A 15117-nucleotide genomic window follows, 5' to 3' on the forward strand; every position below is an offset into this window, starting at 1 on the left:
CACAACGGCTGGACGCGTGATTCGAGTTGGTCGATGATCGACGATCACCCCTAGTCGGATAGCGTTTCGCGGCGACGGCGCGGCAGCGTTGTGCCGCCGGAGGCGAGTCAGCGCCGGAGGCGCTTGACCCGCTCACCGATTTGTGGACAAAGTGACGGGAGCCGTCGATCGGCGAGTCTTTATAACAATTTGATAACGGGGATTCGACGCTCAACCCACAACATTGTGCACACCCCACGGGCACGACGGGAGGAGTTGTCCACAGGCCGCCCACAGGCCGCCCCCAGGCTTGCCCACAGGCACGTCACAGAACCTGTCAGTGGCGTGCCCTAGCCTGTCCTGTGGCCGGAAACCGGTGGCCATGAGGAGGGGACATGACGCAGACCGCCGTCTATGACGACCGTGATCTGGACCGCACTCCCCCGCAGGCCCTGGCCGCGGAGCAGAGCGTGCTGGGCGCCATGATGATGTCCAAGGACGCCATCTCGGACGTGGTCGAGGTGCTCCGCGGGGTGGACTTCTACCGGCCCAACCACGAGACCATCTTCGACGCCATCGTCACCCTCTACGGTCGCGGGGAGCCGGCGGACCCCATCACCGTGGCCGGGGAGCTGGGCAAGAGCGGCCAGCTGTCCAAGGTGGGCGGCGCGGTCTACCTGCACGATCTCCTGGCCTCCGTCTCCATCGCGGCCAACGCCATCTACTACGCCGAGCTGGTGCGGGACAAGGCCGTCCTGCGCCGCCTCGTCAACGCCTCCATCCGGATCGCCCAGCTCGGCTACCAGGGCCAGGGCGAGGTGGACAAGATCGTCGACGAGGCCCAGCAGACCCTCTTCGAGGTCACCGAGAAGAAGGCCTCGGAGGACTACAAGTCCCTCCGCGAACTGATCGAGCCCACGTTCGACGAGATGGAGGCCATCGCCTCCTCGGGCGATGCCCTCTCCGGGGTGCCGACGGGGTTCGTGGACCTGGACCGGATCACCAACGGCCTCCACGCGGGGCAGATGATCATCGTCGCGGCCCGCCCCGGCGTCGGGAAGTCCACGTTCGCGCTGGACGTGTGCCGCTCGGCCGCCATCCACCACAACCTCACGGCCGCGTTCTTCTCCCTGGAGATGAGCCGCACGGAGATCGTGATGAAGATCCTCTCGGCCGAGGCGTCGGTGCCGTTGGGCAAGATCCGCGGCGGCAAGATGGACGAGACGGACTGGCAGCGCGTCACGGACAAGTCCGCCATCCTCGGCGAAAAGAATCTCTTCATCGACGACTCCCCCAACCTCACCATGATGGAGATCCGGGCCAAGGCGCGCCGGCTGAAGCAGAAGCACGACCTGCAGATCCTCGCCATCGACTACATCCAGCTGATGAGCTCCGGCAAGAAGGTGGAGTCGCGCCAGCTCGAGGTCTCCGAGTTCTCCCGCCAGATCAAGCTCCTGGCCAAGGAGTTGGAGATCCCGGTCATCGCGCTGTCGCAGCTCTCGCGAAACACCGAGCAGCGCAAGGACGGCATCCCGCAGCTCTCGGACCTGCGCGAGTCCGGCTCCCTGGAGCAGGACGCGGACATCGTGATCATGCTCCACCGCCCGGAGATGTACTCGCAGAACCCCACCGACGAGGAGCGCGGCCTGGCCACGCTCCACATCCCCAAGCACCGCAACGGCGAGACCGGCAGGATCGACGCCCTGTTCCAGGGCCACTACAGCCGCTTCATCAACGCCCCCATGTGACCGGCCGTCCAGTCCACCCTGGCCTGCGCGAATGCTGCTCTCATGCGGAGTGCTGAAATAATGCGCGTATCGGACTTCGCGATCGAAAGGCCCTCTCATGCCCGGTGAAGCCCTCCCCCCCGTCGACACCTCGCCGGACGCGCTCCTGGTCGCCGACCTCGCGCTGCTGACCGAGCTGCACCGCCAGGTGCTCACCGAATCCGGCCGCGGCGAGCTCGCCACGCTCATGGACCGCCTCGAGGAGGCCGCCGCGGGCGCCGCTGACGGTGGTGACCCCGACGCCCCGTCGCACATCATCGAGGGCCTCCCGGCCACCACGGCAGCCAGCCTGGCGCAGACCCTCACCGTGCACTTCCACCTCATCAACCTGGCGGAGGAGCGGCACCGGTCCCGCCTGCTCCGCGGCGCCGACCCTCGCTCGGGCGACGCGACGCCGGACATGTGGCCGGCGGTCGCGGCGCTGGGTGAGCTGGCCACGCGGGTGCGGGACCTCCGCGTCCACCCCGTCCTCACCGCCCACCCCACGGAGGCCCGGCGGCGCGCCGTGTCGTCGGCCCTGGACCGGATCGGGGACCATCTCGACCACTACGACGACGCGGCCGTCGGCAGGCAGGAGCGGGCCGCCGCGCTGCGCCGGATGCTAGAGGAGATCGACATCCTGAGCCGCACCTCGCCGCTGCGCACCACCAAGCCTCAACCGTCGGACGAGGTGCGCGCGGTCATGCAGGTCTTCGACCAGACGCTGTTCCACGCGGTGCCCCGGCTGTACCGCTCCGTCGAGTCCGTGATCTCCAACGGGGACGCCGGCCGCCGCGAGCCGGCCGTGCCCGCGTTCCTCCGGTTCGGCTCCTGGGTGGGTGGCGACCGCGACGGCAACCCGTTCGTCACCGCCGAGGTGACGCGGCAGACCGCCGCCATCCAGGCTGATCACGCCCTGCGGGCGCTCGCCACGGGGGCTCAACGCATCGCGCGCACCCTGACCATGAGCGACGACGCCACCCCCGCGTCGCCGGACCTGGCCAACTCGCTGGCCCGCGACGCCGTCGCCGCGCCAGAGCTGTTCGCCGCCATCCGCACGTCGTCGCCCAGCGAGCCACACCGCCAGAAGCTGCTGTTCGTCGCTGAGCGCCTGGCCGCCACGCGGAACGGACGGATCGAGCTCGCCTACCGCCGGCCCGAGGAACTGCTCGAGGACCTGCGGCTCATCCAGGACTCCCTGCGCGTCGCCGGCGACGACCGCGCGGCCTTCGGCGAGCTCCAGCACCTGATCTGGCTCTCCGAGACGTTCGGCTTCCACCTGGCCGAGCTCGAGGTGCGCCAGCACAGCGCCGTCCACAAGGCGGCCCTCGACGAGCTGCTGGGTCAGCTCGACGAGAAGCCGGCAGACGACGAGGCCCGGCTGGCGCTGCTGGACCGCCTGGCCATGGAGGGCTGGCCCAGCCACGTGCAGGCCACCACCGACAGGACGCGCGAGGTGCTGGACACGTTACGCGTGATGTCCTGGCTGCAGGAGCGGTGGGGCGAGCGGTCCTGCGGCCGCTACGTGGTCAGCTTCACCCAGGCGCCCGAGCACCTGGTGGGCGTCCGGGCGCTCGCGCGGCTCGCCGTCGGCGACGGTCCGCTCCGGCTGGACGTGGTGCCCCTGTTCGAGACCGGCGCGGACCTCAACGGCGCCGTCGGCATCCTGGAGCGCTGGCTGCCCCTGGACAGCACCCGCGCTTGGCTCGGCCAGACCTCCGGCCACGTGGAGGTGATGGTGGGCTACTCGGACTCCGCGAAGGACGTGGGCCCCGCCAGCGCGACGCTGACCCTCTACACCGCGCAGGGCGAGCTCGTGGATTGGGCGGACCGGCACGGCGTGCACCTCACGATCTTCCACGGCCGCGGCGGCTCGCTCGGTCGCGGCGGGGGCCCGCTGCACCGCGCCATCCTGGCGCAGCCGCCGGGCTCCGTAGCCGGCCGGTTCAAGGTCACGGAGCAGGGCGAGGTGATCTTCGCCCGGTACGCGGATGAGACCCTGGCCCAGGCGCACCTGGAGCGGCTCACCTCGGCGGTGCTGCTGGCAGACACCGAGGACGCGACGTGCCGCAACCGCGACGCGGCGGCTCGGTTCGCCGATGTGGCGGCCACCGTCGAGAGCGTCTCCCGCGAGGCCTGGTGGGAGCTGGTGCGGATCCCGGGGTTCGCCGACGTGGTGGCCGAGTCGAGCCCGCTCGAGGAGCTCGGTGAACTGCGGCTCGGGTCAAGGCCGGCCCGGCGCAGCGGCGCTACGGAGGGCCGCGACCTTGCGGACCTGCGGGCCATCCCGTGGGTGTTCGCGTGGTCGCAGATCCGCGCCAACATCCCCGGCTGGTTCGGGCTGGGCACCGGCCTGGCCGCCGTCGGGGATCCGGAGCGCCTGCGCGCGGCGTATCAGGAGTGGCCGCTGTTCGCCAGCCTGATCGACGTCGCGGAGATGAGCCTGGCGAAGGCCAACCCGCGGCTTGCCCGGTCGTTCCTTGCCCTGGGCGGGCGGCCTGAGGTCACCGAGCGGGTGCTGACCGAACTGGATCTGACCAGGCGCCTGGTCCTGGAGACGATGGGCCAGTCCGAGCTGCTCGAGGCCAAGCCGCTGCTGCAGGGCCGGGTGAGCCTGAGGGCGCCGTCGATCGACGCGCTCAGCCACCTGCAACTCCGGGCGCTGCGGCTCATCCGCGACGCCGCCTCGCCGATCGACGATGCGGAGCGCGCCGAGTGGGCACGGGTGCTGCTGCTCACCGTCAACGGTGCCGCGGCCGGCCTGCAGAACACCGGTTAAGGCCCCCGGGACGCACCCGCTGGCGGGGGCGGAGGAGCGAAGCGACGACTCCACCCCGCAGGCCGAGGCACGAGCCCACCCTGCTGGCTGAGGCGCGAGGAGCCCTTCTCCGCTGGCTGAGGCGCGAGGAGCGAAGCGACGAGCCTCGAAGCCTAAGAAACCGCCGCTGACAAGGTCACGTTCCCGAGGCTTCGAGGCCGCTTCGCGGCACCTCAGCGCTGCGGGATGGCATGGGCCGCGTCGGCGAAGGCCTAATTGGCAGGTCTCGTGCCGTAGTCGGTACCAGACCTGCCAATTAGCCGCCCGACCGCCGCGGGGCGCCCACGACGGGGGCTCGGCCATCGCCTGAGACGTGGCTTCGCGCCTCCCGGTCAGGCCGGGGGGACGGGCACCGCCGTCGAGCGGCGGATGTCCAGGACCGCCCGCGCAAGAATCCACACCACGATGGCAGCGCCCGCCACCCACGCGGCCCAGTGGTCCGCGATCATCAGCAGCATCATGGCCAGCAGGGTCGGGGCCAGATACTGCATCGACCGCACGACGTAGACGCCGAACGACGGCATGTGGACGCCCCGGGAGTCGGCCACGGACTTCACCATGAAGTTCGGCCCGTTGCCGATGTAGGTCAGCGCGCCGCAGAACACGGCACCCAGCGAGATGGCCACCAGGAATGTCTCCGGCACCGGCGGCGAGGTGCCGATCATCGCGACCCCCGAGGGGGGCGGCAGCTGGGAGGCCATCTCGTAGAAGGTGGCGTAGGTGGGGGCATTGTCCAGCACCGACGACAGGCCGCCGGTGAACAGGAAGAACGTGATTTCGTTGAGCGGCAGCTTGGGCGCCTGCTGGCCGAGGAACTCCAGCGCCGGGATCATGGTGAGGAAGATGCCGATGAACAGCGCGGCGACCTCCCCGATGGGGGCCCAGCTGAACTCGTTGTCGTCGTGGCGGACGCTGCGGGGGGTGGTCAGCAACGAGGCAGCGGTCACCGCGAGCATGATCAGCTCGCGCACCGGCACCCAGGACAATGCCGTCGCATGGCCGGCCTCGATGGCGTGGAGGTCCATCGACGGCGCGAACGCCACAGCCGCGATGATCACGGCGAACCAGAGGAAGTTGATCTTCCCGCGCACCCCCAACGGCTCGATGTGGGTGCGGTCGAAGGCCACGTCCTCCGGTGCCTCGGTGGCGTAGATGCGGCGGTCGAGCGCGTAGTAGCTGAACAGCAGGATGGCGTTCACGAACAGCCAGTAGGGCCACAACCCGAACGTCCAGGTGAACGGCACGCCCCGGAGCAGGCCGAGGAACAGCGGCGGGTCCCCCAGCGGGGTGAGCAGTCCGCCGCAGTTGGCGACGATGAAGATCGCGAACAGCACGGTGTGGACCCGGTGCTTGCGCTCCACGTTGGTGTTGAGCAGCGGGCGGATCAGCAGCATCGCGGCGCCGGTGGTGCCGACGAAGGAGGCCACCAGGCCACCGATGGCCAGGAAGGTGGTGTTGTTGCGCGGCGTGGCCTCAATGTCGCCCTTGAGGAAGAGCCCACCGGAGACGACGAACAGCGCCAGCAGGAGGGCGATGAACTGGGCGTACTCGTAGACGGCGTGACCCACGCGCCACGGGTCGTCCAGCGCCCACACCGCCAACGCGACGGGGAGGCCAAGCACCAACGCGTAGCCCAGCTGCGAGGCGGGCTTCTCCCACTGATGCTTCGTCCGCGACAGCAGCGGGAACACCGCGATGCCGCCCAGCATCGCGACGAACGGGAGCATGCTCCACCACGGGTATTCCATCGTTGGTCCCTTCACCGGAGCCCGCCGGGGCTCCTGGCTAGACCGCTCAGCCTAAACCGCCATCCCCGTGGAGCATGAGTCCGGTGCCGATGTTGCAGGGAGTTGCCGCCCGTCGGCTCCCAGCCGGGCCAAGAGGGCGGTGGGTAACTATGGCGCGGAATTGGGCCCCCAGTGACCGGCACCACGCTCAGCGCTCCATGGGGACACCGACGCTGAGGGATCGTTTCCGCGGCCCAGCCGGCACCATGCCAGCTTTTGGCATGATCGACCCGTGACCACCGGCCCACTCCACCCCCGCCTCGCGGCGTGGTACGTCGCGCACGCCCGCGACCTGCCGTGGCGCGCGGAGGGGGTGACCCCCTGGGGGGTGCTGGTCAGCGAGGTGATGTGCCAGCAGACGCCGGCAGCCAGGGTGGCCCCGCAGTGGGTGGAGTGGATGGAACGCTGGCCCGCGCCGTCGGATGTCGCGACGGCGCCGACGGCGGACGTGCTGCGCGCCTGGGATCGGCTGGGCTATCCGCGGAGGGCGCTGCGGCTGCAGGAGGCCGCGCGCGCCGTCGTCGAGGTGCACGACGGGGAGGTGCCCTGCGGCGAGGCCGACCTGATGGCGCTGCCGGGGGTCGGACGCTACACCGCGGCCGCGGTGCGGGCGTTCGGGTTCGGGCTCCGCTCGCTGGTCCTCGACACCAACATTCGGCGCGTCCTCGCGAGGATCGACGGTGGGGTGGAGTTCCCCGTCGCCCACGAGACGGCGGCCGAGCGGCGGCGAGCGTGGGAATTCGTGCCCGAGGACGACGGTGAAGCGGCGCTGTGGTCGGTCTCGGCGATGGAACTCGGGGCGTTGGTGTGCACGGCGAAGTCGCCGCGGTGCGAAGAGTGCCCGGTGGCTGATGCGTGCGCGTGGCTGGCGGCGGGGCGGCCCGCGTGGGACGGGCCGGAGCGTCGGGTCCAGGCGTGGGAGGGCACGGACCGGCAGTGTCGCGGGCGGATCATGGCGGCGCTCCGGAGGCACGGGGTGGTGCGGTTGGCTGATGTCGCGTGGCCGGACGGAGGGCAGCTCGAGGCCTGCGCGGCATCGTTGGTGGCCGACGGCCTGGCCGTCCGGACCGACGTCGGCCTCACCCTCCCGTGAGTCCCCCTGGGAACAGGAACGCCGCTGCGACGTATTCGCCGACCTGATCCCTCCCGGTGCGGTGACCCATGAGTCGAGGCCCGGGCGGCCGCTGTCCGCCGTTCGCAATCTGTCGCGACCTGGTCCTGGGTCGGGCAATCGAGGCCGCCCGGGCCTCGTCTCGTGTCTCCCCGCACTGGTCTGCCTGTGGCGTCGTCTAATCCGGGCGCGTGCCGGCCGGGCGGCCCTGGTGAAAGTGAGTTGAGGCGGGAGGCCGGCCTGGTGATCCTCGGGTTGGGCATCCCGACGCGCAGCCGCCCTGCCGTCCCCCACCCTCGTGCATATCTCGCGTCGGCTCGTCTCAGGGCGGCGGATCCGGTGGCGCCTGCGTTAAGTCTGGCCGCCGGCGCTACAGCGCCGGCGGCCGAACCGAGGACAGGCGGCTCCGGGCCGCCTGCGATATAGAGCAGGCGCCGAGACACGAGCCAGGCGCCGAGACGCAAGCCAGGCGCCGAGACGGGACCACAGGGCGGTGGGTGGTGGGGGCCGGGGCAGGTTGGGTGGGCGTTGATGACGGTCGCGGCAGCGCGAAGCGCCGCCGCCGGCATCATGGGCGGCCCGGCCCCCACCACACGCCGCCCAAACCGACCACAGCACACGCCGCCACCCGACCTGCAGGGCGATGCGCGGACGACCTCACCTCAGCGGACGGTCAGGGTCCAGGACCCCACCGGGGCCGAGCCGTCGAGCAGTTTGGCCGACACCTCGCCATCGGCGTCCGCAACCACCTCGAACCGCGACACCGACCCGTCCGGCCGCGACACCTCGACCGTCCGCGACATTCCAGGCTCGAACCCGTAGGCGGTCAGCTCCACGCCGTCGGCCCAGTCGTAGTCGGGCCGGTCGTCGACGGCGCCCCACGGGATCACCGAGCCCGGGCGCGCCAGGAGCGGCAGCGAGTCGAACCCGTGCGTCTCCGTGCGCCAGCCCGGTCCCTCGACGACGCCGCCGTCGAGCACCCGCGTCCACCGCCCGCTGGGCACGTAGTACGACACGGTCCCGTCGTCGGTGAAGATCGGCGCCACCAGCAACTGGTCGCCCAGCATGTACTGCAGGTCCACCATCGCCGCGCCGGGGTCTTCGGGGAATTCGAGGAACATGGGCCGCATCACCGGCAGCCCCTCGAGGTGCGCGATCTCGCCCAGCTGGCCCAGGTACGGCATCAGCCGCATCTTCAGCCGGATGAAGCTGCGCGCCACGTCGACGGCCTCGTCGTCGAACGCCCACGGCACCCGGTAGGAGTTGGAGCCGTGCAGGCGGCTGTGCGAGCTGAGCAGCCCGAACGCCAGCCACCGCTTGAAGACCGCCGGGTCCGGGGTGCCCTCGAAGCCGCCGATGTCGTGGCTCCAGAAACCGAAACCAGACGCCGCCAGGCTGAGCCCGCCGCGCAGCGACTCGCTCATGGCCGAGAACGTGGACTCGCAGTCGCCGCCCCAGTGGACCGGGAACTGCTGCCCGCCGGCCGTGGCGGAGCGGGCGAACACGACGGCGTCACCCTCGCCACGCTCCTCCACCAGCAGGTCGAAGACCGCCTTGTTGTAGAGGTGCGCGTAGTAGTTGTGCATCCGCTGAGGGTCCGAGCCGTCGTGCCAGACGACGTCGGTGGGGATCCGCTCACCGAAGTCGGTCTTCAGGCAGTCGACGCCCTGCCGCAGCAGGCCGCGCAGCTTGTCGACGAACCAGGCGGAGGCGTCCGGGTTGGTGAAGTCCACCAACGCCATGCCGGCCTGCCACAGGTCCCACTGCCACACGGACCCGTCGGGGCGCTTCACCAGGAACCCGAGCTCCCGGCCCTCCTCGAAGAGCACCGAGCGCCGCGCGATGTAGGGGTTGATCCAGGCCGACACCTTCAACCCGCGCTCGTGCAGCCGCGACAGCATCCCTTCCGGGTCCGGGAACGTGGCCGGGTCCCAGACCAGGTCCGTCCAGTGGAAGGCGCGCATCCAGAAGCAGTCGAAGTGGAACACCGACAGCGGCAGGTCCCGCTCAGCCATGCCGTCGATGAAGGAGGTGACTGTGGCCTCGTCGTAGTCGGTGGTGAAGCTGGTGGACAGCCACAGCCCGTAGCTCCACGCCGGCACCCGCGCGGGGCGGCCGGTGAGCGCGGTGTAGCGCCGCAGCACGTCGGCCGGGGTGGGGCCGTCGATGATGAGATAGCGCAGCCGGTGGCCGGGGACGGAGAACTGCGCCCGCGACGCGAACTCGGAGGCCAGCTCGTAGGAGACGTGGTCCGGGGTGTCGACGAAGACGCCGTATCCGCGATCACTGAGGTAGAACGGCACGTTCTTGTAGGCCTGCTCGCTGGAGGTGCCGCCGTCGGCGTTCCAGATCTCCACGCTCTGGCCGTTCTTGATCAGCGGCCCGAACCGCTCGCCGAGCCCGTACAGATGCTCGCCGGGCGCGATGGCCAGCTGTTCCCGCACGAACCGCCCCCCGTCCGGGTTGGTGAGGGCCGACGGCGAGCGCCCCGTCGACGATGTGAGCGGCCCGCCCGCGCCGACGAACTGGAGGTCCCACGGCACCTCCCTCCCCAAGGTCGCGGTGAGGGTGCCGCTGGTCAGCGACACCGCGTCGTCGGTCTCGACGACCGACACCTCATGCCCGCCGCCGGAGAGCGCGAAGCTCGGCCCGGTGGTGGGCTGGTCCCAGTGCTCGATGGTCACCCCGATGACGCCGTCGGCCGGCGAGTCGACGGTGATGGTGAGGGCCGGGCAGTTGAGGGTGTCGCCGCGCGTCTCGATGACGCGCGTGGGTGTATGGGCAACCATGCGGCCGTCCTCCACCACGATGTCGGCGATGCTGCGCGGGCTGAGCGCAGTGACGCCTGGGCGCATCTGCCAGTAGCCGTCGGTGAACTTCATGCTCGGGTCCTCTCTGGGTGACGCGACACGACGCGGTGCCGCGCGGGAAACTGCTGGGCGACGAGGCCGCGGAAGACAGCTCTTCCAGGACCGTCTGACACGGGTTGCGCGTCCGCGCCCCCGCTTGGTCGAAACGCTTGCGCGGGCCTACGCTGGTGAGACACAGGGCCGTTTGTCGACGGCGCCAGCCCGTCGGGCTGATGGGGCCACACCCCGCCGCTCCCGCCCTGGGACAAGGGGTGTCGATGGCTGGAATCCAGGAGGTCGCACGCAAGGCGGGCGTCTCGCAATCCACCGTCTCGTACGTGCTCAGCGGCCGACGCCCCATCTCCGAGACCACCCGCGAGCGGGTGCTCAAGGCCATCGATGAGCTCAACTACCGGCCGCACGCCGGAGCGCGCGCCCTGGCGTCGTCCAAGACCCACGTGCTCGGCCTGGTCACCCCGCTCCGCCCGGGCGTCAACGTGGACGTGATCATGCAGTTCGTCGCCGGCATCGCGACGCGGGCCCGCCACTACGAGCATGACGTTCTCCTGGTCACCGAGCCGGACGCCTCCGGCATCGAGGGCGTCTCGCTGCGCTCGATGGTGGACGGCTTCATCGTCATGGACGTCGAATCCCGCGACAGCCGCCTCCCGACGCTGGCTGCGCTGCGGCAGCCCAGCGTGCTGATCGGCATGCCGGAGGATCCCGGCTCGCTCAGCTGCATCGACTTCGACTTCGAGAACGCCGGCTCCATGGCCGTGCGCAAGCTGGCCACCGCGGGGCACACGCGGATCGCGCTCATCGGGTCCTCGCCCGCGGTCCACAGCCGCGGCACCTCGTACGCTGTCCGGCTGGCGCGCGGCGCCGACCGGGAGGCGGAGGCCCACCACATCACGCTGCAGCGGCTGGCCTGCGGCGACGATCCGCTCGAGGCGTCCCCGCTCATCGACGAGTTGGTGGAATCCGGCATCACCGGGCTGATCGTGCACAACGAGGCAGCCCTTCCGGGCGTGATCACGGCGCTGGCCCGACGGGGCCCCGAGGTGGCCAACTCGGTCGCGGTGGTGGCCATCGGGCCGAAGTCCCTGCTGCTCGCGCCGCTGCTGCCGATGACGGTGATCGACATCCCGGGCACCACCATCGGCTCCACCGCCGTGGACATGCTGATGAGTCTCGTCAACGACCGCTCCCTTCCGGAGCGCAGGCTGGTGGCGCCGCGGGTCGAGTGACCAGGCCCGCCCGCCAGGGGTGCTGAGCTCAGCGCGCCGAACCGCATTGCACTCCTCCACCGGGTTGGACGATCTTTCGATTCGTCGTCGAATCATTTCGACACAAGTAGACCACGACGGCGGCTCAGGCCGCAACACCCCGCGACAGTCTCGTCGAACGATCGCGCGTGCGCAGCGTGGATAGTGCATGATTGAGGCAACGATCACCGCGGGCACCGCCGCCACTCATGCATCGAAAGGCTTCGACCTTATGGCTTCTACACCTCCCGACCCAGCCAGTTCTGCCCCGGCCGTCCCGGCGCGCCCGGCGTCCGCCCCATCGGCTGAGTCCTCCGTCACCCGCCCCGCCCTCGAGGCACTGGTGGACGCGACGCTGGCCGGGCTCTCCGACACGCGCACATCACAGCCGACGAGATCGACACCCCTCTGGAAGCGGCCCGCACCGTCGACCTTGGCCGACTCGTAGAGCGCCTGGTCGATGCCCGCGATCGCGGCGAGGTACATGATGGCCCCCCACCCCACGGTCTTCCAGATGCCCCAGGCCGCCATGGTCAGCCAGACGTTCTGGTCCGAGTCCAGGAACTTGGTGGGCACCGTGATCAGTCCGGAGTCCAGCATCAGCGTGTTGACAAGGCCCGTTGTGGAGAACATGGAGAACGCGATCATGTAGACCAGCACCCACGAGATGAAGTTGGGCAGGGTGGTCAGGGTCTGGATGGCGTTCCTGAACCATGGGGCGCGGATCTCGTTGAGGAACACAGCGAACGCGAGCGGAAGCACCGACGACGCGATGCCGATGAAGCTCATGCCCAGCGTGTTCGCCATCACCTGCCCGATCTGGGCCAGCTGCGTCGGCGATCCGATCAGGAGCCGGAACCACTGCAGGCCGACGAACTCGCTGCCGGAAAGCCCGAGGGCGGGCTTGTAGTCGTAGAGCGAGTAGACCCACCCGTAGAGGGGGAAGTAGGAGAAGAGGAAGACGAGGATGAGGAACGGCAGGATGCTGAGGAACATCGCCTTCGAGGGGCGCCGCCGCGACGACTTCACCTCGACGGGGGCGTCGCTTCGACGAAGCCGACGCTTGGCGGTGGCGACAACCTCAGGCTTCGGGGGCTGCACCGGCGCCGCGACCGACATCAGCCGCGTCCCTGCGGATTCGCCGGTGCGTGGGCGCCGGCGCCGAGCTGGTCACCCGGTGTTGGGTGCTGGTTCCTTGTTCATCATGACTCTGCCTCCATTGGCGAAGCGTTTCGATGATTGATCATAACCCGCGAGCTGGACCAGCGCAATAGCCCTTGTAGAGCGCTCTCAAATCCTCGAAACGCCGCAACGCCCGCCTCTGCCACGGGTGCACGGCAACCGAGCTCAGCCCACCGGCTCCTGGCGGAGGTGCGGTAGCTGTTCCTCCAGAACGGCCCTGGAGCCCCCAGGGCGCCCGAGACCCAGCCTGGAGGAACATCAGCCGCAGACCTCCGACCACAACCGGTGGGCACAGGTGCGCGATAGCCTGAACCGTCGCCGCGACGAAGCGGCCCGCGAGCCCAGCAAGGAGCATCAGATGCGCATCGGCGTCCCCCGAGAGGTGAAGAACAGCGAGTTCCGGGTGGCGATCACCCCCGTCGGCGTGCACGAGCTCACGCAGCGCGGCCACCAGGTACTGGTGGAACAGGGCGCCGGGGCCGGGTCGTCGTTCAGCGACGACGACTACCGTGCGGTGGGCGCCACCATCGTCGCGGACGCCGACACCGCCTGGGGCGACGCCGAGCTGGTGCTCAAGGTCAAGGAGCCCGTGGCCGAGGAGTACCACCGCCTCCGCTCGGACCTGGTGCTGTTCACCTACCTGCACCTCGCCGCCGACGAACCCCTCGTCGACGCACTGCTGGCGGCCGGGACCACGTCGATCGCCTACGAGACCGTGCAGCTCTCGTCAGGTCTGCTCCCCCTGCTGTACCCGATGAGCGAGGTTGCGGGCTGCCTCGCGCCGCAGGTCGGTGCCCACGCGCTGCTGAAGAACCAGGGCGGACGGGGAGTTCTGCTCGGCGGAATCGGCGGGGTGGCCAACGCCAAGGTGGTGGTGCTGGGCGCGGGTGTCGCGGGGCAGAACGCCGCCAACATCGCGCTCGGCATGGGCGCCGACGTCACCCTCCTGGACACGGACCTGCAGAAGCTGCGGATGAGCTTCTGGCGCTGGGACAACCGGGTGCACCAGATCGCGTCGTCGACGCTGGCCGTGCGGGAGCAGGTGCTGGGGGCTGACCTCGTCATCGGGACCGTCCTGGTGCCGGGCGCGCGGGCGCCGAAGCTGGTCACCGACGACATGGTGGCGTCCATGAAGCCGGGCTCGGTGCTGGTGGACGTGTCGATCGACCAGGGCGGCTGTTTCGAGAGCTCTCGCCCCACCACGCACGAGAACCCCACCTTCCAGGTGCAGGGATCGACGTTCTACTGCGTGTCCAACATCCCCGGCGTGGTGCCGAACACCTCCACCTGGGCGCTCACCAACGCCACGCTGGCCTACGTCGAGGCGATCGCGGACCGTGGGTGGCGCGACGCGATGCGTGCCGACGAGTCGCTGGCGCGCGGCCTGTCCACCCACGCGGGGACGCTGGTGTCGCGGCCGGTTGCCGAGGCGTTCGGGCGCGAGTGGACCGATGTCGCGGCGGTGCTCAACCTCGCGGGCTGAACGGTCTGCAACTTGCTATCCAGAGCGCGGCTTCTGTGGATATCCGCAGAAGGCGCGCTCTGGATAGCAAGTTGCAGACTGTCCCCTCCCAACTAAACCAGGAAGGGGGCAACGGCGGTCTTCGGCTCCCCCGCTGGCCGAGGTGCCGCGCAGCGGCCCACTCCCGCTGGCTGAGGTGCCGCGCAGCGGCCCACTCCCGCTGGCTGAGGTGCCGCGCAGCGGCCTCGAAGCCTATGAAACGTCGGCTGACAAGGAATCTCTCTTAGGCTTCGAGGCTCGTCGCTTCGCTCCTCGCACCTCAGCCGGCGGGGGCTAAGCCAGGAAGGGGGCAACGGCGGTCTTCGGCTCCCCCGCTGGCCGAGGTGCCGCGCAGCGGCCCACTCCCGCTGGCTGAGGTGCCGCGCAGCGGCCTCGAAGCCTATGAAACGTCGGCTGACAAGGAATCTCTCTTAGGCTTCGAGGCTCGTCGCTTCGCTCCTCGCACCTCAGCCGGCGGGGGCTAAGCCAGGAAGGGGGTAACGGCGGTCTTCGGCCGGCCGATGATCGCCCGCTCGCGCACCCCGTCGCGCCTGATCAGCACAGGGCGCTGTGCCAAGGCGGGATGGGCGGCCAGGACGCGAGCCACCTGGTCCACGCTGGCCACGTCGTCGTCACTGAGGCCCAGCTCGTCGAACGCCTTGTCGCGGCGCACCAACTCGGTGGGGTCCGCGTCGAGGATCTCCAGCACGGCCAGCCAGCCGGCCTCGTCGAGTGGCTCCTTGAGATAGTTGCGCACCTCGAGGCTCAGCCCCGAGGCCTCCGCGGCCTCCAGTCCCGCGCGTGAGGTGGAGCAGCGCGGATTGTGCAGGATGGTCAGGTCCTTCATGGGATCCCCCTT

At 70.0% G+C, this 15117-nt stretch carries 9 protein-coding genes; 5 read left to right on the forward strand and 4 right to left on the reverse strand.

Annotated elements, in window-relative coordinates; genetic code table 11:
* The first annotated feature begins 374 nt into the window (after positions 1–374).
* Together dnaB and H5399_RS13165 are read left to right on the forward strand one after the other, a co-directional pair.
* Complete coding sequence (gene dnaB / locus H5399_RS13160) at positions 375–1727, forward strand: replicative DNA helicase (RefSeq protein ID WP_182783400.1); 1353 nt, start codon at positions 375–377, stop codon at positions 1725–1727.
* Positions 1728–1824: 97 nt separating this feature from the next.
* Positions 1825–4524: a phosphoenolpyruvate carboxylase gene (locus H5399_RS13165; protein WP_182783401.1), complete on the forward strand. Its 2700-nt coding sequence runs from the start codon at positions 1825–1827 to the stop codon at positions 4522–4524.
* A gap of 371 nt (positions 4525–4895) precedes the next feature.
* On the opposite strand, the gene H5399_RS13170 is transcribed toward H5399_RS13165, so the two are convergent.
* Positions 4896–6311 (reverse strand): sodium:proton antiporter, encoded by a 1416-nt coding sequence (locus H5399_RS13170; protein WP_182783402.1) that lies wholly within the window; start codon positions 6309–6311, stop codon positions 4896–4898.
* A gap of 271 nt (positions 6312–6582) precedes the next feature.
* On the opposite strand from H5399_RS13170, the gene H5399_RS13175 reads away from it, so the two are divergent.
* Positions 6583–7443 carry an A/G-specific adenine glycosylase gene (locus H5399_RS13175; protein ID WP_370585768.1) on the forward strand — a complete coding sequence of 287 codons (861 nt, stop codon included), beginning with the start codon at positions 6583–6585 and terminating at the stop codon, positions 7441–7443.
* Between the two features lie 680 nt (positions 7444–8123).
* Here the strand turns inward: H5399_RS13175 and yicI are convergent.
* Entirely contained in the window at positions 8124–10343 is a 2220-nt protein-coding gene (yicI, locus tag H5399_RS13180; RefSeq protein ID WP_182783403.1) for an alpha-xylosidase, read from the reverse strand.
* Positions 10344–10588: 245 nt separating this feature from the next.
* On the opposite strand from yicI, the gene H5399_RS13185 reads away from it, so the two are divergent.
* Positions 10589–11557, forward strand: a complete 969-nt coding sequence (locus H5399_RS13185; RefSeq protein WP_182783404.1) for a LacI family DNA-binding transcriptional regulator — start codon at positions 10589–10591, stop codon at positions 11555–11557.
* Between the two features lie 225 nt (positions 11558–11782).
* Here the strand turns inward: H5399_RS13185 and H5399_RS13190 are convergent, their stop codons facing one another.
* Positions 11783–12694 (reverse strand): ABC transporter permease subunit, encoded by a 912-nt coding sequence (locus H5399_RS13190; RefSeq protein ID WP_220491002.1) that lies wholly within the window; start codon positions 12692–12694, stop codon positions 11783–11785.
* Between the two features lie 421 nt (positions 12695–13115).
* Between H5399_RS13190 and ald the strand changes: the two genes are divergently transcribed.
* Positions 13116–14240 (forward strand): alanine dehydrogenase, encoded by a 1125-nt coding sequence (gene ald / locus H5399_RS13195; protein ID WP_182783405.1) that lies wholly within the window; start codon positions 13116–13118, stop codon positions 14238–14240.
* Between the two features lie 499 nt (positions 14241–14739).
* Here ald and H5399_RS13200 read toward each other — a convergent pair whose 3' ends face one another.
* Positions 14740–15105 (reverse strand): ArsC/Spx/MgsR family protein, encoded by a 366-nt coding sequence (locus H5399_RS13200; protein ID WP_182783406.1) that lies wholly within the window; start codon positions 15103–15105, stop codon positions 14740–14742.
* Positions 15106–15117 lie beyond the last annotated feature (12 nt).

The sequence above is a fragment of the Tessaracoccus sp. MC1627 genome, assembly GCF_014164725.1.
In the GTDB taxonomy this organism is placed as follows: domain Bacteria; phylum Actinomycetota; class Actinomycetes; order Propionibacteriales; family Propionibacteriaceae; genus Arachnia.

Bases quoted from the DNA above. Each gene is read 5' to 3' on its own strand.
- H5399_RS13165 (WP_182783401.1), top strand. From the start codon at position 1,825: ATGCCCGGTGAAGCCCTCCCCCCCGTCGACACCTCGCCGGACGCGCTC.
- ald (WP_182783405.1), top strand. From the start codon at position 13,116: ATGCGCATCGGCGTCCCCCGAGAGGTGAAGAACAGCGAGTTCCGGGTG.
- yicI (WP_182783403.1), bottom strand. From the start codon at position 10,343: ATGAAGTTCACCGACGGCTACTGGCAGATGCGCCCAGGCGTCACTGCG.
- H5399_RS13190 (WP_220491002.1), bottom strand. From the start codon at position 12,694: ATGTCGGTCGCGGCGCCGGTGCAGCCCCCGAAGCCTGAGGTTGTCGCC.
- H5399_RS13200 (WP_182783406.1), bottom strand. From the start codon at position 15,105: ATGAAGGACCTGACCATCCTGCACAATCCGCGCTGCTCCACCTCACGC.
- dnaB (WP_182783400.1), top strand. From the start codon at position 375: ATGACGCAGACCGCCGTCTATGACGACCGTGATCTGGACCGCACTCCC.
- H5399_RS13185 (WP_182783404.1), top strand. From the start codon at position 10,589: ATGGCTGGAATCCAGGAGGTCGCACGCAAGGCGGGCGTCTCGCAATCC.
- H5399_RS13170 (WP_182783402.1), bottom strand. From the start codon at position 6,311: ATGGAATACCCGTGGTGGAGCATGCTCCCGTTCGTCGCGATGCTGGGC.